This is a genomic window from Streptomyces sp. NPDC047108, from assembly GCF_040643575.1.
Lineage (GTDB): Bacteria > Actinomycetota > Actinomycetes > Streptomycetales > Streptomycetaceae > Streptomyces.
The window spans coordinates 516,655-539,296 of record NZ_JBEYUP010000001.1 but is presented as its reverse complement, the minus strand read 5'-3'; the positions used below and the strand labels follow the sequence as shown (position 1 = coordinate 539,296).

Sequence of the window (22,642 nt, the reverse complement as noted above, 5' to 3'; positions counted from 1 at the left end):
CGGAAGTGAAGGGCCGGGCATCGGCCGGACGCGCTCCGTCTCACCGGCCGCGCGGGGTGTCCGTGGACTCCTGCTCCGCGCGGGCGGGTTGGGCGGGCGCGGCGGCCGGGTCCTTCGTGTGCTCCGCGACGTCGGCCGCGGCCGCACCGTCGCTTCCGGTGCGCTCCCAGCCGTGCTCCACGCCGTGCTCCACGCCCTGCTCCGAGCCCGTGACCAGGCGGGTGTTCGCCGCTCGGCGCCGGTCCAGGCGGAGGCTTCGGGCGATCGCCCCGATCGACAGCGCCACCATCGCCGCACCGGCCAGCGCCGTGGCGGAGAAGCCCCATCCCAGGTCGATGACCCGTCCGCCGATCCACGGCCCGCTGGTGTTGCCGAGGTTGAACGCGGCCGTGGTCGTCGCTCCGGCGAGCGTCGGCGCGGCCGCCGCGACGTTGAACAGGCGGGCGTTCAGGGCGGGGGCCATGAAGAAGGACGAGACGCCCAGCAGGAACGACACGGCCACGGCGGCCGCGGGTATGTGCGCGGTGAAGGCGAGCGTGACGAGGCAGACGGTCGTGGCCGCGCTGCCCGCCAGCAGAACGCCGAAGAGGTGCGCGTCCGCGACCCGGCCGCCGACCGTCGTGCCGATCAGCGCGCCGATCCCGAACAACCCGAGCACGGTGGGGACCCAGTTGCCCCCGAGCCCCGCCACCTCCGTCAGGAGCGGAGCCATGTAGCTGAACGTGCAGAAGACGCCGCCCGCGGAGAGCGCGATCGTCCCGATCGCGAGGAGGACTCGCCGGTCGCGGTAGATCCGTACCTCCCGGCGGAGCTTCGGCCGCGTCTCGGGGAGGGGGATGCGAGGGATCAGGGCGACCACGCCGACGAGCGCGACGGCGGACATCCCGCCGACCGCCCAGAACGCCGACCGCCAGCCGAAGTGCTCGCCGAGGAAGGCCCCGGCGGGAACGCCGACGACGTTCGCCACGCTCAGGCCGCCGATGAGGACGGACAGCGCGCGGGCGCGGGTGTTCTCCGGGACCATCGCGACCGCGACCGCCGCGCCGACGGCCCAGAACCCCGCGCAGGCGAGGGCGCTGATGACGCGCGTGGCGAAGAGGAAGCCGTAGCCGGGCGCCATCGCGCCGCCGACCTGACCGAGGGCGAAGACGGTGAGCAGCGTGATCAGGGTCGTACGGCGGGGGAGCCGCAAGGTCGCCACGGCCAGGAAGGGCGCCCCCACGACCATGCCGATGGCGAACGCCGAGATGAGCAGCCCCGCCTGCGGGATGGACACGCCCATGTCGTCGGCGACGGGCGGCAGCAGCCCGGAAAGCATGAATTCGGAGGTCCCGAGCGAGAACACGCTCAGTCCGAGGACGTGGACCGCCTTCGGCACACGGACGTGCTGGGCTGGGCTCGGCATACCAGGTGCCAACGCGCGCCGTCCGGACGGCATTCCGTACGGCGCGGGGCATCGCGGGGCGCGCCATGGTGCGGTGACCGCAACTCTGTTCTCGTATGGGTGCATTTGTGCGCCTTGGGGCGTGGGTGAGGCTGCGAGGGCGACCGGCCGCGACGCCCGCGCCGTCCATGCCCGCGCGTCCATGCCCGCGCCGTCCATGCCCGCGTCCGGCGACCGCCCCGAGTCCCCGTCGCACCGCCACGTCCGCGTCCGGCGACCGCCCGAGTCCCCGTCGCACCGCCGCTGCCGCTCCGAGTTCCCGAAGCACCGCCGCTCCCGCCCCGGCACCGGCCGGTCCTCAGAGGGGTGTCGGTCCGAGCGGGTACCGTGGTGCGGATGACCACCGGGCCGGAATCGGGAGGTGCGCGTGCCGACTGAGCCCCGCCGCGACAGCGGCAGAGGCGCCTCCGCCGCGCCCCGCACCCTCGCCGAGGAGCTGCGCGCGCGCCCGGACGAGGACCTTGCCGCCCTCCTCAGGGCTCGTCCCGATCTGCTCTCGCCGGTCCCGGGTGATCTCACTCAGCTCGCCACCCGCGCCGGCACCCGCGCGTCCGTCGTCCGCGCCCTGGAGCGGCTCGACCGGTTCGCGCTGCAGACCGCGGAAGCCCTCGCGGTCGCACCGGCCCCCTGCACCTACGACGTCCTGCTCGGGCTCATGGCGGGCGACGCGGACGGCCCGGTCGACGCGACCGCCCCCGAGGGCACGGGCGACGCCGACAGCGCCGGCCGTACGAACAGCACGGGCGAGGCAGACGTCGAGGACATCGTCCGGGCCCTTCCCCGTGCCGTCGCCGCACTCCGTACGCAGGCGCTCCTCTGGGGCGGTGACGACCGGCTGCACCTGGTCCGCACGGCCCGCGAAGTGCTCGCTCCCGGCACCCCCTCCGGCGCGGTCGGCGGCACCGCCGGTCCTTCGCCCACCGGGCTCGGGCCGACCGTCGCCGAGGCGACCTCCGGGATGTCCCCCGGCCGCCTCCAGGAGATCATCGCCACCTGCGGGCTGCCCGCCACGCACGACCCCGTGACCGCCGTCGGTGCGCTCGCCGCCCTCTTCCGCGAGCGCGAGCGCATGACGGCCCTGCTCGCGCAGGCGCCGCAGGAGTCCGGCGAGATCCTGGCGCGCCTCGTCTGGGGGCCGCCGTACGGGACCGTTCCCGCCCAGCCGTCCGCGCCGGTCCGCTGGCTCACCGACCGGGGGCTGCTGCTCCCGACGGCGCCGGGGACGGTCGTCCTGCCGCGCGAGGTGGCCCTGCATCTGCGCGCGGGGCGCGCGCACCGTACGCCGGAGCCGGTCGCGCCCGCCGTAGGGTCCGCGGCCGTGCACCGGCCCGGCATCGTCGACGCGACCGCCGCGGGACAGGCCCTCACCGCGGTCGGCACCGTCGAGGACCTGCTCAAGGAGTGGGATCTCGGCGGTCCGGCCGTGCTGCGCGCGGGCGGGCTGAGCGTCCGCGACCTCAAGCGGACCGCGACCGCCCTCGACACGGACGAGCCCACCGCGGCCTTCTGGGTCGAACTCGCCTACGCCGCCGGGCTCGTGGCCTCCGACGGTGAGGCGGACGAACGCTTCGCGCCGACCCCGGCCGGTGACGAATGGCTCGGCCTGCCGACCGAGCGGCGGTGGGCGGCGCTCGTCGCGCCGTGGCTGTCGGCGACGCGTACGGCCGGGACCGTCGGCGGTCAGGACGCGAAGGGGCGTTCGCTCTCCGCGCTCGGCCCCGGGCTCGACCGCACACCGGCCCCGCACGTCCGCCACCGCGTCCTGGAGCTCCTCTCCCACCTCCCGGGCGGCCACGCGGCCGCGCCGGCGACGCTGCTGGCCCGGCTCCGCTGGGAGCACGGTGCCCCGGCCGAGGGCGCCGGAGCCACCGGCGCTGCGGCGCGCGGTGCCTCCGGCACGGCGACCAACGGGGCCCGCTCCTCCGCCGCGAACCCGTCCTCCACGGGTCCCGCCACGAGCCCTGCCGCGCGGGCGCGCTACGCCGCCTCGCGGATCGCCGCCGCCGAGCAGCCCACGCCGTCGCTCACGGCCACCGGCGCTGCCGCCCCGGACGATCTCCGCTCGCGTCTCGCCCGCTGGACCCTGGCCGAGGCCGAACTCCTCGGCGTCACCGGCCGCGGCGCCCTCTCCACCCACGGGCGCGCGCTGCTGGGCGACGCCGCGGCCGCCGCCCCGGTGACCGCCGACGCCGTACCGCACCAGGACGGAGCAGGGACCCGCGACGGTTCGAAGGCCCGAAAGGGCACACAGGCCGGCAACGACACACCGGCCCGCGAGGCCGTACGCGCACCCGACGGCGGAGACGCTGCCGACACCGTCCGGACACCGCCCCCCACGCCCGACGCCGCCGCGACCTCCGCCGCCCGCGCCGCCGCGCTCCTCGCCCCGCTGCTCCCCGAGCCGCTGGACCATGTGCTGCTGCAGGCCGACCTGACCGCCGTCGCGCCCGGCCCGCTCGAGCGGCCGCTCGCCGCGATGCTGGAGGTCCTCGCGGACGTCGAGTCCAAGGGCGGCGCGACCGTCTACCGCTTCACCCCGGGATCCGTACGCCGCGCCCTCGACGCCGGTCAGGCGGCCGCCGATCTGCACGCGTTCCTCGCGCAGCACTCCCGTACGCCCGTGCCGCAGCCGCTCAGCTACCTCATCGACGACGTCGCGCGGAAGCACGGACACCTCAGGGTCGGCGCGGCGTTCGCCTACGTCCGCTGCGACGACGACGCGCTGCTCGCCGAGATCCTGGCCGACCGCCGTGCGTCCGGGCTGCGGCTGCGCCGCCTCGCCCCGACCGTGCTCGCCGCGCAGGCCACCCCCGATGTGCTGCTGGAGCGGCTGCGCGGGATGGGCTACGCACCGGCCGCCGAGTCGGAGGAGGGCGACGTGGTGGTGGCGCGCGCGGACGCGTACCGGACGCCGCCGCGCACCGCGCCCGTCCCCGTCCAGGGCGGCCCGCCCCTGCCCGACGCCACCCTGCTCGGCGCGGCGGTCAAGGCGATCCGCGCCGGTGACCTTGCCGCGACGGCGGTGACCAGACCGGTCGCGGCCGCCGCGGGCGCCGGACCGGGAGCGGCCGCCGGCGGAGGCACCGCGGGCCCGGCGTCAGGTCGTGCCGCGGGGCGTCCGGCGTCCGGGGACGGCGGCCTCCCGCGCACCACCTCCGCGGAGACGCTCGCCACCATGCAGGCCGCCGCGCTCACCAGCAGCGCGGTGTGGATCGGCTACGTCAACGCCGACGGTGCGGCCAGCCAGCGGGTCATCGCGCCGGTCCGCGTCGAGGGCGGCTACGTCACCGCGTACGACCACACCGCGGACGAGGTCCGCACCTTTCCCCTGCACCGCATCACCGGCGTCGCCGAACTCGCCGACGGACCGGCCTAGCCGGAGCCGTCCCGCCCGGCGCGGCGGGACGGACCCCCTGCGGCCCGGCCTCGTCCCGGGGCACCGGCTCGTCCCTGGGCACCGGCCCGGCCCGGGCTCGTCTCTGGGCACCGGCTCGTCCCGGGGCACCGGCCCGGCCCGGGCTCGTCCCGCCGTGCGGCACACTGGAGGTTTGGCGGGCTGGCGCGACGCTCCGCCCCGGGCCGTACGGCCGCGCCGGGCTTCCGCCCGGCGACCCCACGCCGTACAGAACCACCACCGCCCCACAGCACGACCCGCGGCCGCACCCGCCGGTGAACCCAGACAGGAAGGGACGAGGCGTGAACGGACCTCTCATCGTCCAGAGCGACAAGACGCTGCTCCTGGAAGTCGACCACGACCAGGCGGACGCCTGTCGCCGCACCATCGCCCCCTTCGCGGAGCTGGAGCGCGCGCCCGAGCACATCCACACCTACCGCGTCACGCCGCTCGGCCTGTGGAACGCCCGCGCCGCCGGACACGACGCCGAGCAGGTCGTCGACGCGCTCGTCGAGTTCTCGCGCTACCCCGTGCCGCACGCCCTCCTCGTCGACGTCGCCGAGACGATGGCCCGCTACGGGCGGCTGCAGCTCCTCAAGCACCCCACCCACGGGCTCGTCCTGGTCACCACCGACCGACCCGTCCTTGAGGAGATCCTGCGCTCCAAGCGGGTTCAGCCGCTCGTCGGCGCCCGCATCGACCAGGACACGGTCGCGGTGCACCCCTCCGAGCGCGGCCAGATCAAGCAGACGCTGCTCAAGCTCGGCTGGCCCGCCGAGGACCTGGCGGGCTACGTCGACGGCGAGGCGCACCCCATCGAGCTGCACGAGGACGGCTGGGCGCTGCGCCCGTACCAGAACCAGGCCGTCGAGAACTTCTGGCACGGCGGTTCCGGCGTCGTCGTCCTGCCGTGCGGCGCGGGCAAGACGCTGGTCGGAGCCGGGGCGATGGCCACGGCGAAGTCGACGACGCTGATCCTGGTGACCAACACGGTCTCCGCCCGCCAGTGGAAGCACGAGCTGGTGCGGCGCACCTCGCTCACCGAGGAGGAGATCGGCGAGTACAGCGGTACGCGCAAGGAGATCCGCCCGGTCACCATCGCCACGTACCAGGTCCTCACGACCCGGCGGAAGGGCATCTACCCGCACCTGGAGCTGTTCGACTCCCGCGACTGGGGCCTGATCGTCTACGACGAGGTGCATCTGCTGCCCGCGCCGGTCTTCAAGTTCACCGCCGACCTGCAGGCGCGGCGGCGGCTCGGTCTGACGGCGACGCTCGTACGGGAGGACGGACGCGAGTCGGACGTCTTCTCGCTCATCGGGCCCAAGCGCTTCGACGCGCCCTGGAAGGAGATCGAGGCGCAGGGCTACATCGCGCCCGCGGACTGCGTCGAGGTCCGGGTCGACCTGACGGACGCGGAGCGCCTGGCGTACGCGACGGCGGAGACGGAGGAGAAGTACCGGTACTGCGCCACGACCGACAGCAAGCGGCGGGTCACCGAGGCGCTCGTCGAGCGGCACCGCGGGCAGCAGACGCTCGTCATCGGCCAGTACATCGATCAGCTCGACGAACTGGGCGAGCATCTGAAGGCGCCGGTGATCAAGGGCGAGACGACGAACGCGCAGCGCGAGAAGCTGTTCGACGCGTTCCGGCAGGGGGAGATCGGCGTCCTGGTCGTGTCCAAGGTCGCCAACTTCTCGGTCGACCTTCCGGAGGCGACGGTCGCGATCCAGGTGTCGGGCACGTTCGGGTCGCGGCAGGAGGAGGCCCAGCGGCTGGGGCGGGTGCTGCGGCCCAAGGCCGACGGGCACCCGGCGATCTTCTACTCGGTCGTGGCCCGGGACACCATCGACCAGGACTTCGCGGCGCACCGCCAGCGCTTCCTGGCCGAGCAGGGCTACGCGTACCGGATCGTCGACGCGGGCGACCTGCGGAAGCCCGACGAGGTGTGACGCGGGGAGGCTCCGGCCGCGGCCGGCCTGTCCGGTCGTGAGCGGCCGGGGGCTGGAGACGGCGGAGGCGGTCGGGGCGGTCAGCGGCGGATCACCGGTGATCTCTCCGCGTACTCCCCGAGCAGTACGACGCTGATGGCGGTCTCGGCGTAGACGCGGATCGCCCGCAGGACATTGCCCAGGACGTGGCGGTGCTCGTCGCTGCCGGAGCCGATGGCGGAGGCGCCCGAGGCGCCCGGACGGTTGGCTGAGGTGATCGATGCTGCGCTCATGTCTTCCATGATGGATTTCACGCGTTCGGAGCACATCAGCCCGCGGGCGCAATCGACGGGGGTCGCCCGTCAGCCCCGGGATGCAGGCCCCGCCATACCTGGGGCGGATGGCCCCTGAGGCGATCTCGGGGACGAGAGGGGCGGGCGGGGCGGGCGTCCGGGAAATTGATTCGCCCTATCCGGACGGGATGGCTAATATGCCGCGTCTGCCCGCCTCCCGTACCGCTGAGGGAGAGCCCCCGTCCGGTCGGAAACCGGTCGGTGTCCCCGCTCGTACCCACCGCCCGGAGGCATAGCCGTGCCCGCGCACGCCCCAGACCAGGCCCGCGACCACGCCGAGGAGCAGCCCCCCGAGAACCAGGAGCAGACACCCGAGAAGACGCCCCGCCACCGGACCGGCCAGGAGTCCGGCCGGGAGTCCGGCCGGGGATCCGGCCAGGGATCGGACCAGGGATCCGGCCCCGAGGACGGTCCGCTCCGCCGCGAGCGTGACCACCTCGCTGCCTCCCGCGCCGCGCTGCGCGCCATGCGCGCCGAGGTCGAGGCGCTCGACATCAGCGACACGACCGCGAACTGGGTGAGCGCGCTCATCCTGGAGCGCGAGATCGGCGACCGCATCAAGGCCCTCGCCGACCTCGCCCACGCCCCGCTCTTCTTCGGCCGCCTCGACTTCCTCCACGCACCCGGGGCCGACAAGGCGGAGGGCGGCGAGGGGGAGCAGTTCTACATCGGACGCCGCCACGTGCACGACGGCGAAGGCGACCCGATGGTCATCGACTGGCGCGCCCCCGTCTCCCAGCCCTTCTACCGTGCCTCCAAGAAGGACCCGATGGACGTCGGTCTCCGGCGCCGCTTCGGCTACACCGGCGGCGAGCTGACCGCGTACGAGGACGAGCACCTGACCGACCCGGCCGAGGCCGAAAAGGGCACGGCCAGCAAGCTGCTCCAGGCGGAGATCGAGCGCCCGCGCGTCGGCCCCATGCGGGACATCGTCGCGACGATCCAGCCGGAGCAGGACGAGATCGTACGGGCCGGGCTCGGCGGCACCGTGTGCGTGCAGGGCGCGCCCGGCACCGGCAAGACGGCCGTCGGCCTGCACCGCGTGGCGTATCTGCTGTACGCGCACCGGGAGCGGCTGGCGCGTACCGGCACGCTCGTCGTCGGCCCCAACCGCTCCTTCCTCCACTACATCGAGCAAGTGCTGCCCGCTCTGGGGGAGTTGGAGGTCAAGCAGGCCACCGTCGACGACCTCGTGGCGCGCGTCGCGGTCCGCGGGGAGGACTCCCCGGCCGCCGCCGCTCTCAAGGGCGACGCACGGATGGCGGAGGTGCTGCGGCGGGCCGTGCGGTCCGGTGTCACGATGCCCGGCGAACCCTGCGTCGTGGTCCGCGGCTCGCGCCGCTGGCGTATCCCCGCGTACGAACTGGAGGAGCTGGTCCAGGAGTTGCTGGCGCGCGACATCCGCTACGAAGCCGCGCGCGCCGCCCTCCCGCAGCGCATCGCCCACGCCGTCCTCGTACGGATGGAGGCCGCGGGCGAGGCGCCGGACGACCGCGTGCAGGACGCGGTGGCCCGTAACGCGGCCGTGAAAGCGACCGTCAAGGCGGTCTGGCCGCCGGTCGATCCGGCGAAGCTCGTGTTCCGGCTGCTGTCCGACCCGGCTTTCCTGGCGGAGCAGGCGGAGGGGCTGCTGACCGCCGGGGAGCAGCAGGAGATCCTCTGGGCGAAGCCGCCCCGCGGGCCGAAGTCGGCGCAGTGGTCCGCGGCCGACGCCGTGCTGGTCGACGAGGCGGCGGATCTGGTGGAGCGGACACCCTCCCTCGGGCATGTGGTGCTCGACGAGGCGCAGGACCTCTCGCCCATGCAGTACCGGGCGGTGGGACGCCGCTGCTCCACGGGGTCCGCGACGGTGCTCGGCGACCTCGCGCAGGGCACCACGCCCTGGGCGACGGGGAGTTGGCCGGAGGCCCTGGCCCATCTGGGGAAGCCGGAGGGGCGGATCGAGGAGCTGACGGCCGGCTTCCGCGTCCCGCGCGAGGTCATCGCGTACGCGTCCCGGCTGCTCCCGGCCATCGCGCCGGGCCTGGTGGAGGCCACATCGGTCCGCGAGGCGCCCGGGTCGCTGCGGATCCGCGAGGTGGCGGGGGAGGAGCTGGACGCGGCGGTGGTCGCGGCCTGCCGAGAGGCGCTGACGTGCGAGGGGTCGGTGGGTCTGATCGCCGCGGACGCACGGATCCCGGCGCTGGCACGGGCGGTGGCGGGCGCGGGGATCGCCCACGCCGCACTCGGCACGGAGCCCGGGGCTGTAGAGGGTTCGGACGCGGCCGGGCCCCGGGCACCGACCGCGGACGAGGCGGGGGAGGGACCGGCGGACCCTCGCCTCACGCTGGTCCCGGCGTCGCTCGCCAAGGGCCTGGAGTACGACTACGTGGTCCTCGACGAACCGGCCGCCGTCGTCGACGCCGAACCGCCGACCGCCCTGCCGGAAGCACCGCAGCGTACGGGACTCCGGCGCTTGTACGTGGCGCTGACCCGGGCGGTCTCGGGCCTGACGGTGATTCATGCAGCCCCGCTCCCTGCGGAGTTGGCCGCCCGGGAACCCGGGCCCGCTGGGGAGCCGCCGGGCCTCAGGGCGGGCTGAGGGAGGGACGGGAGGGGGACGGGAGGGACGGGAGAGGAGGGGCCGGTCGGGGCCGGTGGTCGCGCGGGGGCGTACGGAATCCCGCGCGGCGCGTACCAGTACAACTGGCGTGGAGGGCGCACAGCCCCCCGCAGCCGCTCGCAGCGCCGCGCGCCAGCCGCTCACAGCCCACCCCGCAGCCGCTCACAGCCTCGCCCACCAACCGCTCACAGCGCCGCGCGCCACTCCTCGACCGCCGCCGCCGAGACCGGTGCGGACCAGCCGCCCGGGCGGGCCGCCGACCCGATGTGGAACGCGTCGATCCCCGCCTCGCGCAGCCGCGGCAGGTGCGTCAGGCGCAGCCCGCCCCCGGCCAGGATCCGCGGCTCGTACCCCGGTTCGCCCGTGCGTGCCGCCTCCGCCAGGAGGACCGGCAGACCCTGGTCGACACCGGCGGCCGATCCGGCGGTCAGGTACGTGTCCAGGCCGGGCAGTCCCGCCAGTTGCTTGCGCAGCGCGTCGCGGTGGGCCGACCGGTCGATGGCCCGGTGGAAGGTCCACGGGCAGGGCTCGATCACCGCGACGAGCATCTCGACCGCGACGAGGTCCGGGTGTCCCTCGTGGTCGAGGAAGCCGAGGACGAACGCGTCCGCGCCCTCGGAGCGCAGCGCCTCCGCCTCCGTGCACAGGGCGTGGAGTTCGGCGGCGGTGGGGCGTTCGCCGCGCCGGCCCGCGGCTTCCGACCGCAGCATCACGCGCAGCGGGAGGTCCACGGCCGCGCGCACCGCGGCGAAGGTCTCGCGGGAGGGCGTGAGTCCGTCGGCCGCCATGCCGGTGACCAGTTCGAGGCGGTCGGCTCCTCCGGCTTGCGCCGCGACCGCGTCGTCGGCGTCGAGCGCGATGACCTCGAGAATTGGTCTAGACATATATCCCAGGGTGCCACAGGCGCCCGGCGCAGGGAACCGTGCCACACAATTGATCCATGGCCGAGAACGCCGCCCCTCATGCCGATGCCGCAGCCACGCACGCCGTCCTCCTCGCCCGGTGGACGCGTCTGCTGAGCCGCTGCCAGGAGCCGGACCGCCCGGAAGACCGGCCGGACCCGGTCCCGTACGGCGAGAACCTCCTCGCCCGCTGGGCCGAGCCCCACCGGCATTACCACACCACCGAACACCTCCTCGCCGTCCTCGACCGCGTCGAGGAACTGGCCCACCACAGCGCCGACCCCGACGCCGTACGGCTCGCCGCCTGGTTCCACGACGCCGTCTACGACCCGGAGCGCTCGGAGAACGAGGAGCGGAGCGCGCGCCTCGCCGAACGCGCCCTGCCCGAGGCGGGGGTCCCGGAGGCCCGTACGGCCGAGGTGGCCCGGCTCGTACGGCTCACCGTCCGCCACGACCCCGAGCCGGGGGACGCCGACGGCGAGGTGCTGTGCGACGCCGACCTCGCTGTGCTCGCGGGCCCGCCCCAGGCGTACGCCGCCTACGCCGCCGCCGTCCGCCAGGAGTACGGCTTCGTGCCCCACGACGCGTTCCGTGACGGGCGCTCCGCGGTGCTGCGCGAACTCCTCGACCTGCCGAGCCTGTTCCGCACGCCCACGGCGCACGAGCGGTGGGAACGGACGGCGCGGTACAACCTGGAGACGGAGCTGCGGCTGCTGAGCGTGAGTTGATGCGGCGCCGGAGGCGCGGGAAGCGGTAGCGTCGGGCAGTGCCATGGTGAAGTGCGTGCGCCCGCAGGGGATTTGGTGGGAATCGAGAGCGACAAGCTCGTATTCGACTATTTGAGCCGGGTCGGAGACCTCGCTCAGCAGCAGCAGTTGCCGTCCGGCGACCGGATGCGCCTGGTCACCCGGCTGCGGACGGAGATCGACGCGCAGCGCGCCGGTGCGGCGGACTCGGCCGCGTCCGTGAAGCGCATCCTCGGCAAGCTGGGCACGCCGTCCGACGTGGTGGCCGCGGCGGGCGGGACCGACACCCGCCCCGCGGCGCCCCGGCACCGGCCCGCCGCGGAAGGGGACGACCGGACGCCCGGCGCGCAGCGGCCCGACGGCAAGGGCGAGGGCTCCACAGGCCCGTTCGGCTCGGGTTCCTTCGGCTCCGGCCCCTTCGGCTTCAGGCTGGGCGGGAGGAAGGCGGACAGCCGGAAGCCCGCCGCCGCGGAGGGCGGTACGGACGGGCAGTCCGCCGGCGGGAATGCCGGCGGCCCCGAGGTACCCGCCGCCTCGGAGCGGTCCACGCCCCTCACCGGCCGGATCGTGGACAAGTCCGAGGGCACGATCCCGCCGCCGCGTTCACCGCACGAGCCGTCGCCGCCGCACCTCGCGGGCGAGGACGAACTCGGCCCGCAGGACGAGACCCCCGACTGGTGGCGCGTCGAACCCGGGCCGTTCGGCGACGTGGGCGACGCCGTGCCCGGATTCGTCGGCGGCATCGAGGTCCCCGAGATACTGAAACCGCCACCGGCACCCGAGGTCGACGCCGAGCGCCTGCGGAAGGCGGAGGCGGAAGCCGCCGCCAAGGCCGCCGAGGCGGCGGAGGCCGAAGCGGCGAAGGCCGGGCACGGCCCGGGCCTGCTGCGGCGCGTGATGTTCCGGCGACGCCGGCAGGTCGTCCGGCGCTCCTTCAGTCCGCTCCTGCTGCTGGCCGCCGGGCTGCTCGTCGCGGGAGCCGTCATGGGACAGCTGGTGCTGCTCGGCGTCGGCTGGCTCATCGCGTACGGCACCCGCACATTGACGCGCGCGGAGAACAAGTGGGCCGCGCTGGGGCTGCCGGGCGTCGTCGCGGCGGGCGCGCTGGTGTGGCTGTGGGGGCGGTTCGACGGACGGTGGGGCGAGCCGATCGCGAAGGGGCAGATGGACGCCGCGCTCACAGAGACGTGGCCGGTCGCCCTGCGCGCGGCGGCCGTCGCGTCCGCGCTCTATCTGCTGTGGCGCGCCCGGCAGCGCGGCTAGTCCCCATCCGGCGCACCAACATTTGCTCTCACAGAGGCGGTTGGAGCGCGGAGGGTGCTAGGAACCCACCGGTGACGACGTGTCGCGCGCCTTCGCGCCCGGCGACCGGTCCGCCGCCGCCCGCCACGGAGCGCCCGGCACCACCAGCGGACTGCCCGTCACCGGGTCCGGTACGACGACCGAGTCGAGCCCGAAGACCTCCCGCACCATCTCCGCCGTGACGACCTCGGCGGGCGGTCCCTGCGCCACGATCCGTCCGGCCTTCATGGCGACCAGGTGCCCCGCGTACCGGGTGGCCTGGTTGAGGTCGTGCAGCACTGCCACGACCGTCCGCCCGCGTTCGTGGTTCAACTGCCGTACGAGATCCAGTACTTCCACCTGGTGTGCGATGTCCAGATACGTCGTGGGCTCGTCCAGGAGCAGCAGATCCGTCTCCTGCGCGAGGGCCATGGCGATCCAGACGCGCTGCCGCTGCCCGCCCGACAACTCGTCGACGGGCCGCGCGGCCAGGTCCGTCACATCCGTACGGGCCATGGCCTCGCCGACCGCCCGCTCGTCCTCCTCCGACCACTGCTGCCACCAGTGCTGGTGCGGCTGGCGCCCCCGTGCGACCAGGTCGGCGACGGTGATCGCCTCCGGCGCGACCGGTGTCTGCGGCAGCAGCCCGACCGACTGCGCGACCTTCCGGGTGGGGATGCGCGCGAGTTCACGGCCGTCGAGCAGGACGGAGCCGCGGCGCGGCTTGAGGAGACGGCCCAGCGCGCGCAACAGGGTGGACTTCCCGCAGGCGTTGGGGCCGACGATCACGGTGACCTCGCCGTCCGGCACGGACAGGTCGAGCCCCTCGACGACCGTGCGCTCCTCGTAGGCGAGGGTCAGATCGCGGGCGGCGAGCCTGCTCGCCGGGGTCTGGGGGGCCTCAGGGGTCTCGGACGCGGTCACGCTCGCCCTCCGGTACGGCTGCGGATGATCAGCAGGATGAGATACGGGGCTCCGACCGCGGCGGTGAGCACACCCACCGGCAGCTCGGTCGGGGCGAACAGGGTCCGGGCCGGCAGGTCGGCGGCGACCACGATGAACGCGCCCGTCAACGCCGCGCACAGCAGCGGGATCTGGGCCGTACGCGTCAGGCGCCGGGCGATCTGCGGTGCGAGCAGGGCCACGAAGTCCACGGGCCCCGCGGACGCCGTGGCCACGGACGCCAGGACGACGCCGAGCAGGACCAGGCCGAGCCGGTCCCGCCCCAGCCGGGAGCCCAGCGCGGTCGACGTCGAGTCGTCGAGCGACACGAAGCGCTGGGCGCGCGCCGCCCACAGCATCGCGGGCAGCAGCGCCAGCAGGGTCCAGCCGAGCGGCCCGGCCTCCTCCCAGCCCCGCCCGTTGAGCGAGCCGGTCATCCACACCTGTGCCTGCTGGGCGACCAGGAAGTCCCCCTTGGTGAGGAACAGTTGGGTCACCGAGCGCAGGGCGATCGCGAAGCCGATGCCGATGAGCACGAACCGCGCGGCGTGCAGCCCGCCGCGCCACGCGAAGACGTACACCAGTGCGGCCGCGGACAGGCCGCCGAGGACGGAGAGGTAGGGGAGGACGGCGAACGAGGTGACGCCGAAGGTCAGCGCGCCCACCGTCAGCGCGCTCGCGCCGTGGCTGATGCCGATGACGTCGGGACTGGCCAGCGGATTGCGCGCGACGGTCTGGATGAGCGCGCCCGCGACGCCGAACGCCGCGCCGACCAGCAGCCCGACGGTCATCCGCGGCAGCCGCAGCGTGCCGACGACGAACTCCTCCTGCGACGGAAGCCCCAGGACGGCCTTCACGGCCTCGACGGGCGCGGCCGTCGACTCCCCGACGCACAGATACGCCAGGCACACGCCGGCCAGCGCCAGGGTCAGCAGACCGGCGACGACGGCGGCCCGGCGGTGCAGCAGGAACGACCCGCGCCCGGCGCGTACGACCGTGTAGCCGGCGGGCCGTATGCCGCCCCCGGTACGGGACTTCGTCGTGGTGGCGACCGCCGTCATACGCCCTCCCCGGCGTGCTGGAAGCTCGTGCGCCCCACCGCGTGGCCGCCAACCGTCCGCTCCCCGGATCCCCTGCCCCTCATGACGACACCGTCTTGCGGCGGACCAGGGCGACGAGGAATGGGACGCCGATCAGCGCGGTGGCCACGCCCGCAGGCACCTCCGACGGCGGGAACACGATCCGGCCGGCGACGTCCGCGACCAGCAGCATCACCGGCCCGATGAGCGCGGCCATCGGCAGCACCCAGCGGTGGTCGGTGCCGACGACCGCGCGGGCGATGTGCGGAACAGCGAGGCCGACGAAGGCGATGGGACCCGCGGCGGCGACCCCCACGCCGGTGAGGACCGTCGAGCCCAGGCCGCCCACGATCCGTACGGTCGCCACCTTCTGGCCGAGCCCCTTGGCGACGTCCTCGCCGAGGGCCAGTGCGTCCAGGCCGCGGGCGACGGAGAGGACGAGCACGGTGCCGATCGCCAGGAACGGCCAGGTCTGCTCGATGACGGCGCTCTCACGCCCGGAGACCGAGCCGACCTGCCAGAAGCGGAACTCGTCCAGCGTGGCGGCGTCCGTGGTGAGGACGGCGTGAATCACCGAGACGAGAAGGGCGTTGATGGCGGCGCCCGCGAGCGCGAGCTTCACCGGACTCGCCCCTCCCCGCCCGCTGGAGGCGATGGCGTACACGGCGACCGCCGCGACGCCCGCCCCCGCGAACGCGAACCAGACGTAGCCGGTGAGCGAGTGCACACCGGCGAAGGCGATGGCCAGGACGACACCGACCGCGGCGCCCTGGCTGATGCCGAGGATGCCCGGGTCGGCGATGGGGTTCCGGGTGATGCCCTGCATCACCGTGCCCGCCATGGCGAGCGCGGCGCCGACCATGACCGCGATGACCGTACGCGGCACGCGCAGGCTGCGGACGATCTCGGCGGTCTCGCCCGTACCGCCGTGCAGCAGGGCGTCGAGGACCGCGGAGGGGGCGATGGCGCGCGCCCCGACGGCGAGGCTCAGCAGCACCGCGAGGAGCAGGGCGACGACGGCCGCGGCGGTCCACGCGAGGCGTCGGGCCACCAGAACGCGTCCGGGGCCGGTGGCGGTCGCGGCTGTCATCGGTCCCTTCGCTGTTCTCTTGCTGCGGTGTCCTGGCACAGGGCGCCGGTGCGCGCGCACCAGGCGCCGGCCTCCGGTGTGATGAGCCGATCCTGTGCAGGAGGTTAGGCAAGCCTCAGCATAAGGGGGCCGTCGGGCGCCGTGACCGCGGACGGCACAATGGCGGGCATGCCCATACCCGCGCTGACGGTCGGCTTCGACCTCGACATGACGCTGATCGACTCCCGGCCCGGCATCAAGGCCGCCTACGAGGCCCTGGTCGCCGAGACCGCCACGGACATCGACGTCGAGCTCGCGATCAGCCGGCTCGGGCCGCCGCTGGAGCACGAACTGGCGCACTGGTTCCCCGAGGAGCGGATCGCGGAGACGGCGGCCCTCTACCGCTCGCTCTACCCGGCCCACGCCATCGCCCCGACCCTCGCCATGGCCGGGGCGCGCGAGGCACTTGCGGCGGTGCGACGGCTCGGCGGCCGCGCCGTCGTCGTCACCGCCAAGAACCAGCCGCACGCCGAGACCCACCTCACCCACCTCGGCATCGAGGCGGACTCGGTGATCGGCGGGCTGTGGGCGGAGGCCAAGGCGGAGGCGCTGATCGCGCACGGGGCCACCGTGTACGTCGGCGACCACACCGGCGACGTGCGCGGTGCGCGCACCGCGGGCGCGCTGTCCGTGGCGGTCGCCACCGGGCCGTGCGACGCGGCCGAACTCCGCACGGCGGGCGCGGACGTCGTGCTGCCCGATCTGACCGGTTTCCCGGACTGGCTGCAGCGCTACGCGGAGGACCGCGCCGCCTCCCTGGCCTGACGGCGCTGCGCCGCCACCGACCTCAGCACTCCGGCCGCGGCGACGGCGAAGCCGGCGCCCATGAGCATGGACACGAAGTAGGCGGCCGGCGGGAGCGGTTCGGCGCCCAGGAACAGCGGGGCCACGGTGGCCAGTGTGGCCAGTGCGCCGACGACGAAGACGATGGCGCCGATACGGACGAGGCGGTCGCCGGGTCCGGCGGCCGGCGCTCGGGTTTCATGGGTCACCCGACCAGGGTAGGTGGCGTCCGGGAGCGGATCGGAACCACCCGGCGACGTCTTGTCACCAGCCACCTGACCATTAGCCTTGGGGGGCTGCGGGTCCGGACGGGCCCGCTGTACTGCTCTCCGGAGCTGTTTGTGGTGTGTGTTTTCCCCGACGATCACGAGGACGAGGACGGACGTGCCTACCGGCAAGGTCAAGTGGTTCAACAGTGAGAAGGGCTTCGGCTTCCTCTCCCGCGACGACGGCGGCGACGTCTTCGTGCACTCCTCGGTGCTTCCGGACGGAGTGGACGCACTCAAGCCGGGCCAGCGCGTGGAGTTCGGCGTGGTCGCGGGCCAGCGCGGCGACCAGGCCCTCTCGGTGACACTGCTCGACCCGGCACCATCGGTCGCGGCGGCCCAGCGCCGTAAGCCGGACGAACTGGCCTCGATCGTCCAGGACCTCACCACCCTGCTGGAGAACGTCGCGCAGCAGCTCGAGCGCGGCCGCTACCCGGACAAGGCGCACGGCGGCAAGATCGCCGGCATGCTGCGCGCGGTGGCCGACCAACTGGACGTCTAGCGGGGCCGTCCGGCACCGGCAACAGCACCGGCAACGCTGCCCGGGCTCCGGGCGTCTCAGGGAATCGGTTCAGAGACTCAGCGCGTCGTGGCCGACGGGCGGTACGAGCCCCTCGGCCGCGGCACGTGTCAGCAGCGCGCGCACCGCGGCGTAACCCTCGTCCCCGAGACCGGCCGTGAACTCGTTGACGTACAGCGCGATGTGCTGGTCCGCGACGGCCGGGTCCATCTCCTGCGCGTGCTCCATCACGTACGCGCGCGAGGCCTCCGGGTCCGCCCAGGCCATGCGCACCGAGTCGCGCGCCGCGTCCGCGAGCTGCCGCAGCCGCTCCTCGCCGAGGTCGCGGCGGGCGACGATCGCGCCGAGGGGGATCGGCAGCCCCGTCGTGGACTCCCAGTGCTCGCCCATGTCGGCGAGGCGGTGCAGCCCGAAGTCCTGGTAGGTGAAGCGGGCCTCGTGGATCACCAGCCCGGCGTCGACCTTGCCGTCGCGCACGGCGGGCATGATCTCGTGGAACGGCATGACCACGACCTCGCCCACGCCGCCCGGCACCTCGTCCGCGGCCCAGAGCCGGAAGAGGAGGTACGCGGTCGACCGCTCGCTCGGCACGGCGACCGTACGGCCCGCGAGGTCCGGGCCCGGTTCGCGGGTGAGCACCAGCGGCCCGCAGCCGCGGCCGAGCGCCCCGCCGCAGGGCAGCAGCGCGTAGCGGTCGGTGATCCACGGCAGGACCGCGTAGGACACCTTGAGGACGTCCAGTTCGCCGCGCTCCGCCATGCCGTTGGTGAGGTCGATGTCCGCGAAGGTCACGTCCAGCGCGGGCGCGCCGGGGACGTGGCCATGGGCCCACGCATGGAAGACGAATGTGTCGTTGGGGCACGGCGAGTACGCGATCCGCAGTGCGCCGTCCGGGCCGGCCGGGCTCATCGGAACTCCTCCTCGACGATCGGGGCGAGCAGGCCGAACGCCTGCCGCAGGGCATCCAGGGCCTCGGCGATCCGCCAGGCGCCGCGGTCGCGCGGTCCGACGGGGTTGGAGACCGCGCGCACTTCGAGGAAGGGTGCGCCGCGCGTGGCGGCGGCCTCGGCGACCCCGTAGCCCTCCATCGCCTCGGCGGCGGCGCGCGGATGGCGCGCCCGCAGCGCGGCGGCGCGCTCGGCGGAGCCGGTCACGGTGGAGACGGTGAGGACGGGCGCGAGCACGGCCCGCAGGCCCCCGCGCTCCAGGCCCTTCGCGGCGTGCTCGGCGGGACCGGGCGGGGGGTGGTGCACGGTGCGGCCGAAGCCCAACGCGTCGACGGGCACGAACCCGTCGGGCGATCCGGCGTCCTCGGCCCCCAGGTCCGCGGCGACGATCGCGTCCGCGACGACGAGGCTGCCGAGCGGGGCGACGGGCGCGAACCCGCCGCCGATCCCGGCCGAGACGACGACGTCGTACGGGTGGCCGGCGAGCGCGGCGGTGGTCAGCGCCGTCGCGGTGCCGGCCGCGGCGGCCGCGGGTCCGACCCCGGCGGCCAGGACGTCGGCGAGGAGGCCAGGGCGGCGCATCCGCTGCGGAAGCGGGACACCGGCGGCGGATGCGTTCGTCCGGGCGGCGTCCGCGTCGGCTCGTACGGGGTGGGCTTCGCGTACGGCGGCGTCCGCGTCGGTTCGTACGGAGTGGGCTTCGCGTACGGCGTCCGCATCGGCCAGGCCCGCCGTCACCGCGTCCGCCTCCGCCGTCACGGCGGTGACCACGAGCAGGCGCACCGGCCGCCGTTCCGCGTCCGGCGGTGGCGGCGTGGTCCGCGCGCCCGGCCCGCTCATCGTCGGTGCCCGATCGAGGAGCTGCGGCGGTCCGTCAGGACGCCTTGCTGAGGTTGAACTGCCACAGGCCCTTGGGCTCGTCCCCGCCCTTGAGCTCGATGATCGCGACCTTGGCGGTCTTCGGCGCCGCGGCCGCACCGCCCGGCTGACCCTGCTGCGCGGCGAAGATCTGGTCGAAGTCGAAGGAGCGGTAGGTGTCCTTGCTTGCCTCGGCCATCGTGGGCTGGCCGTTGACGACCATGACCCAGCCGGACTCGGCGATCTCCGGGTCGACCCCGACGCGGATCTTCTCGCCGTCGTGCACCGTGACCTTCTTGCCGCCCTTCTCGGAGAAGCAGCTCTGCAGCTCCTTCTGCGAGATCCCCTTGTCGCTGTAGCAGGCGGCCTCGGCGGTAGCGGAGTTCGAGCCCACCGTGACCGTCGCCAGCGGGGTCGGCTTCTCGCAGGCGGAGAGGGCGACGAGGCCGAGAACGGCGGCACCGGCTGCCACCACGGTGCGGCGGGTCTTGCTCCTGAAAAGCGCAGAGGTCATGCGCGAAGGCTATCGGCCCGCTCCTCTCACGCCACGCGGGGGTGCGGCGAGCCGCGCCGCCCCGCGGACAGCAGCCCCCGTACGGTCAGGGCCGCGCCGGCCGCGCACATCGCCGCCGCCACCGACATGCCCAGGACGCCGTTGAGCGGCAGCGAGATACCGATCGCGCCGCCCACGACCCACGACATCTGCAGCAGCGTCTCGGAGCGGGCGAAGGCGGAGGTGCGCACCACCTCGGGCACGTCCCGCTGGATCAGCGCGTCCAGCGACAGCTTCGAGAGGGCCTGCGTGAACCCCGCCACCGCCCCCAGCGCGGTGATCGTCACCTGGTTGAAGAACACCGCCGCGAGGATCGCCGTGCCCAGCGCGAGCCCGAGCACCGCGGCGATGATCCGCTCCGGCGTACGGGACCTGACCCAGGCGCCGACGGCCGTGCCCAGCGCGTTCCCGACACCCGCCCCGACCGCCACCATGCCCAGCGAGAACGCCGCGCTCCGGTCGCCCAGCGGGTGCTCCCGCAGCAGGAACGCCAGGAAGAAGATGAGGAAGCCGGAGAGCGCCCGGTGCGTGGCATTGGCCTGCAGCCCGTGCAGCACCGACGGGCCGACGGTCCGCAGCCCGGGCTTCTTCGGCTTCCGTCCCGCGGAGGCGCCGCCGCGCCGGAGCCTGCCGAACCACACCGGGGCGTGCGTGGCGCGCGACGCGCCGGCACCGGTCACGCCCGTCGGGTGTGTGTCCTGTGTCTTGTGGTGCGGAGGGAACTCGTGGGAGATGAAGCGGGCCTTTCCCTCGCCCTTCGCCGAGTCCACCTTGTGCGGCAGCGTGAACGCCAGGAACGCGCCCAGGCAGAAGACGGCGAACGCGCCGTAGAGCGGCCAGCCGGACCCGATCATCTGCAGCCCGGCCCCGACCGGCGCCGCGATGCCCGTGGCCAGCAGACCGCCGAGCGTCACCCGGGAGTTCGCCTTGACCAGGGCGAAGCGCGGAGGGAGCAGCCGCGGGACGACGGCGCTGCGCACGACGCCGTACGCCTTCGACGCCACCAGGACGCCAAGGGCTGCCGGGTACAGCTCGATGCCGCCGGTGGACACGGCGTTCGACAGGGTCAGCGCCAGCAGCGCACGGGCCAGCATCGAGGCCGCCATCGCCGCGCGGCGGCCGTGCGGGAAGCGGTCGAGGATCGGGCCGATGACAGGGGCGAGCAGCGCGAAGGGCGCCAGCGTGATCGCCAGATAGAGGGCGACGCGGCCGCGGGCCTCGTCGGTGGGGACGGAGAAGAAGACCGTCGAGGCGAGGGCGATGGTGATGAGCATGTCGCCCGCGCCGTTGACGGCGTGCAGCTCGATCAGCTTGCCCAGCCCCGACTCACCCGCACCGTGCGCGTGCGTGACACGGCGGATGCCCCGGGCGGTGGCGGTGAACGGCAGATGAAGGGCACGTCCGACCGCCGCGCCGATACGCCGGAGCGGACTCGTGCGTGCGGACGACCAGTCGGCTGCCACCCCGTCATACTGCCCCAACTCGTACGAGGCATGGCTGTTTCGCGGGCCCGGCGGCATGTCAGCCACGGCTTCGCGGGGCCGTCGCGGGGCCTTCGCGGGGCCTTTGTGGGGACGAGGAGAGGGGGAGGGTGGGCCCCGCGGCCCCGGGCGGGGTAGCGTGCGTTGCGCGCACCGGCCGTCGTTCTTGGCTCCGCACCTGTCGGCGATCCCGCAGAATGGGTCGTAGCAGGTGCGCCCGAGGCCGATCGGGCGCGGACGTCGACGCGGTCCTGCGGTCCGCTCCGTCCGCCGCCCTCCGGCCGTCCGGTCGGCCACGGCCGGTTCGCACGGTCCGGCTGGCGCACGCGTGATACGGCGTAGGAGAGAATCGATTCTTGTGAGTGCTGCGACGATGCGAAGCCGTACCCCTGACCGCATGTGCGCCGAGGCGGTCGAACTCGCCCTCGCCGCGGCCGTCGAAGCCGCGGGCGAGGACTCGGTCGGCGAGCACCTCGGCGCCGTGGCGGAAGGTGACCGCGTCGTCACGCACTTCTTCGCCTGCCGCGAGGCCGCCTACCGCGGCTGGCGCTGGGCGGTGACCGTCACCCGCGCCTCGCGCGCGAAGCTCGTCACGCTCGACGAAACCGTGCTGCTGCCCGGTCCCGAGGCGCTGCTCGCGCCGGAGTGGGTGCCGTGGAGCGAACGGCTGCGCCCCGGCGACCTCGGTCCCGGTGATCTCCTGCCGATCGAGGCGGACGACCTCCGCCTGGAGCCGGGCTACTCCGGCGAGGACGAGCCGCCGCCGAACTCCGTGGTCGCGGGGGACGCCGAGGCGGCGCGCGAGTCGGAGGACGAGACCGCTCGCGAAGCGCGGGACGAGGCTGCGCGCGAAGCGACGGACGAGACTGCGCGCGAGGCTGCCGGGAGCGCGGAAGCGCGCCGTACGGCCGGTGCGGCGGGGGAGGCCGCTGGTGAGGCGTCCGCGACGCCGCCGCCCACCACCGCGAACGGGGCGTCCGGCGCCCTGCAAGGCCTCCCGTCGCGGAGCAGCATCGCCGCGCTCGCCGAGGAGCTGGGCATGCGCCGCGCCCGGGTCCTCTCCCGCTACGGCCTGCACACGGCGGCCGACCGCTGGGAAGAGGGCTACGGTGCGAAGACCCCCATGGCGCAGGCGGCACCCGCGGCCTGCGTCTCGTGCGGCTTCCTGGTCCCGCTGGCCGGATCGCTGCGGCAGGCGTTCGGCGTCTGCGCGAACGAGTTCTCTCCGGCGGACGGCCGCGTCGTCTCGCTGACGTTCGGCTGCGGCGGCCACTCGGAGGCCGCGGTCATGCCGAAGCCGCCGCGGCCGGCGCCGCCGGTGATCGACGAGACGAAGGTCGACCCGCTGCCTCTCCGGCCGGACCGTACGGGCGGCTCGGTGGAGGATGCGGGGCCCGAGGAGGAACTCGGCCACTCCTGACGCGTTGACCG

General features: G+C 74.5%; 19 protein-coding genes. 8 read left to right on the top strand and 11 right to left on the bottom strand.

Features of this window, described 5'->3' with window-relative positions:
• Positions 1-40: 40 nt before the first annotated feature.
• The gene (locus ABZ822_RS02300; protein WP_360845854.1) at positions 41-1,378 is read right to left on the bottom strand and encodes a Cmx/CmrA family chloramphenicol efflux MFS transporter; all 1,338 of its coding nucleotides are present in this window, start codon (positions 1,376-1,378) and stop codon (positions 41-43) included.
• Positions 1,379-1,811: 433 nt separating this feature from the next.
• Between ABZ822_RS02300 and ABZ822_RS02295 the strand changes: the two genes are divergently transcribed.
• Together ABZ822_RS02295 and ABZ822_RS02290 are read left to right on the top strand one after the other, a co-directional pair.
• A complete protein-coding gene (locus ABZ822_RS02295; protein ID WP_360845852.1) occupies positions 1,812-4,820 on the top strand; it encodes a helicase C-terminal domain-containing protein in 3,009 nt (1,002 codons plus the stop codon).
• A 320-nt stretch (positions 4,821-5,140) separates the two neighbouring features.
• Positions 5,141-6,790 carry a DNA repair helicase XPB gene (locus ABZ822_RS02290; RefSeq protein ID WP_360845850.1) on the top strand — a complete coding sequence of 550 codons (1,650 nt, stop codon included), beginning with the start codon at positions 5,141-5,143 and terminating at the stop codon, positions 6,788-6,790.
• 80 nt (positions 6,791-6,870) lie between these two features.
• Here the strand turns inward: ABZ822_RS02290 and ABZ822_RS02285 are convergent, their stop codons facing one another.
• Complete coding sequence (locus ABZ822_RS02285) at positions 6,871-7,062, bottom strand: hypothetical protein (RefSeq protein WP_360845848.1); 192 nt, start codon at positions 7,060-7,062, stop codon at positions 6,871-6,873.
• 517 nt (positions 7,063-7,579) lie between these two features.
• On the opposite strand from ABZ822_RS02285, the gene ABZ822_RS02280 reads away from it, so the two are divergent.
• The gene (locus tag ABZ822_RS02280) at positions 7,580-9,703 is read left to right on the top strand and encodes an AAA family ATPase (RefSeq protein WP_360846956.1); all 2,124 of its coding nucleotides are present in this window, start codon (positions 7,580-7,582) and stop codon (positions 9,701-9,703) included.
• Between the two features lie 206 nt (positions 9,704-9,909).
• Here the strand turns inward: ABZ822_RS02280 and ABZ822_RS02275 are convergent, their stop codons facing one another.
• Positions 9,910-10,608, bottom strand: coding sequence for a copper homeostasis protein CutC (locus ABZ822_RS02275; RefSeq protein WP_360845846.1), 699 nt, complete (start codon positions 10,606-10,608; stop codon positions 9,910-9,912).
• A gap of 56 nt (positions 10,609-10,664) precedes the next feature.
• Here ABZ822_RS02275 and ABZ822_RS02270 point away from each other — a divergent pair, with 56 nt between their 5' ends.
• Both ABZ822_RS02270 and ABZ822_RS02265 read left to right on the top strand, forming a co-directional pair.
• A complete protein-coding gene (locus ABZ822_RS02270; protein WP_360845844.1) occupies positions 10,665-11,354 on the top strand; it encodes an HD domain-containing protein in 690 nt (229 codons plus the stop codon).
• Between the two features lie 75 nt (positions 11,355-11,429).
• Positions 11,430-12,635, top strand: a complete 1,206-nt coding sequence (locus tag ABZ822_RS02265; RefSeq protein ID WP_360845842.1) for a hypothetical protein — start codon at positions 11,430-11,432, stop codon at positions 12,633-12,635.
• A gap of 57 nt (positions 12,636-12,692) precedes the next feature.
• On the opposite strand, the gene ABZ822_RS02260 is transcribed toward ABZ822_RS02265, so the two are convergent.
• The 3 genes from ABZ822_RS02260 to ABZ822_RS02250 form a co-directional block, all read right to left on the bottom strand.
• Positions 12,693-13,577, bottom strand: coding sequence for an ABC transporter ATP-binding protein (locus ABZ822_RS02260; protein ID WP_360845840.1), 885 nt, complete (start codon positions 13,575-13,577; stop codon positions 12,693-12,695).
• Entirely contained in the window at positions 13,574-14,656 is a 1,083-nt protein-coding gene (locus tag ABZ822_RS02255) for an iron chelate uptake ABC transporter family permease subunit (protein ID WP_360845838.1), read from the bottom strand. The genes ABZ822_RS02260 and ABZ822_RS02255 overlap by 4 nt, the downstream gene beginning before the upstream one ends.
• Before the next feature lie 79 nt (positions 14,657-14,735).
• Positions 14,736-15,764 (bottom strand): iron ABC transporter permease, encoded by a 1,029-nt coding sequence (locus ABZ822_RS02250; protein ID WP_360845836.1) that lies wholly within the window; start codon positions 15,762-15,764, stop codon positions 14,736-14,738.
• A gap of 159 nt (positions 15,765-15,923) precedes the next feature.
• Here ABZ822_RS02250 and ABZ822_RS02245 point away from each other — a divergent pair, with 159 nt between their 5' ends.
• The gene (locus tag ABZ822_RS02245; RefSeq protein ID WP_360845834.1) at positions 15,924-16,568 is read left to right on the top strand and encodes an HAD hydrolase-like protein; all 645 of its coding nucleotides are present in this window, start codon (positions 15,924-15,926) and stop codon (positions 16,566-16,568) included.
• Here the strand turns inward: ABZ822_RS02245 and ABZ822_RS02240 are convergent.
• Complete coding sequence (locus ABZ822_RS02240; RefSeq protein WP_360845832.1) at positions 16,535-16,795, bottom strand: hypothetical protein; 261 nt, start codon at positions 16,793-16,795, stop codon at positions 16,535-16,537. The genes ABZ822_RS02245 and ABZ822_RS02240 overlap by 34 nt on opposite strands.
• A 175-nt stretch (positions 16,796-16,970) precedes the next feature.
• Here ABZ822_RS02240 and ABZ822_RS02235 point away from each other — a divergent pair, with 175 nt between their 5' ends.
• Positions 16,971-17,354, top strand: coding sequence for a cold-shock protein (locus ABZ822_RS02235; protein ID WP_360845830.1), 384 nt, complete (start codon positions 16,971-16,973; stop codon positions 17,352-17,354).
• Between the two features lie 69 nt (positions 17,355-17,423).
• On the opposite strand, the gene ABZ822_RS02230 is transcribed toward ABZ822_RS02235, so the two are convergent.
• Genes ABZ822_RS02230 through ABZ822_RS02215 form a run of 4 tightly spaced genes read right to left on the bottom strand, consistent with a single transcriptional unit; the run spans position 17,424 to position 21,250 of the window.
• Positions 17,424-18,281, bottom strand: coding sequence for a 1,4-dihydroxy-6-naphthoate synthase (locus ABZ822_RS02230; protein WP_360845828.1), 858 nt, complete (start codon positions 18,279-18,281; stop codon positions 17,424-17,426).
• Complete coding sequence (locus ABZ822_RS02225) at positions 18,278-19,159, bottom strand: futalosine hydrolase (RefSeq protein ID WP_360845826.1); 882 nt, start codon at positions 19,157-19,159, stop codon at positions 18,278-18,280. The genes ABZ822_RS02230 and ABZ822_RS02225 overlap by 4 nt, the downstream gene beginning before the upstream one ends.
• A 34-nt stretch (positions 19,160-19,193) precedes the next feature.
• Positions 19,194-19,691, bottom strand: coding sequence for a hypothetical protein (locus tag ABZ822_RS02220; protein ID WP_360845825.1), 498 nt, complete (start codon positions 19,689-19,691; stop codon positions 19,194-19,196).
• A 26-nt stretch (positions 19,692-19,717) separates the two neighbouring features.
• On the bottom strand, positions 19,718-21,250 hold the full coding sequence (locus tag ABZ822_RS02215) for an MFS transporter (protein WP_360846952.1): 1,533 nt from the start codon (positions 21,248-21,250) through the stop codon (positions 19,718-19,720).
• Positions 21,251-21,584: 334 nt separating this feature from the next.
• Between ABZ822_RS02215 and ABZ822_RS02210 the strand changes: the two genes are divergently transcribed.
• On the top strand, positions 21,585-22,631 hold the full coding sequence (locus tag ABZ822_RS02210) for a DUF3027 domain-containing protein (protein WP_360845824.1): 1,047 nt from the start codon (positions 21,585-21,587) through the stop codon (positions 22,629-22,631).
• Positions 22,632-22,642: the final 11 nt, after the last annotated feature.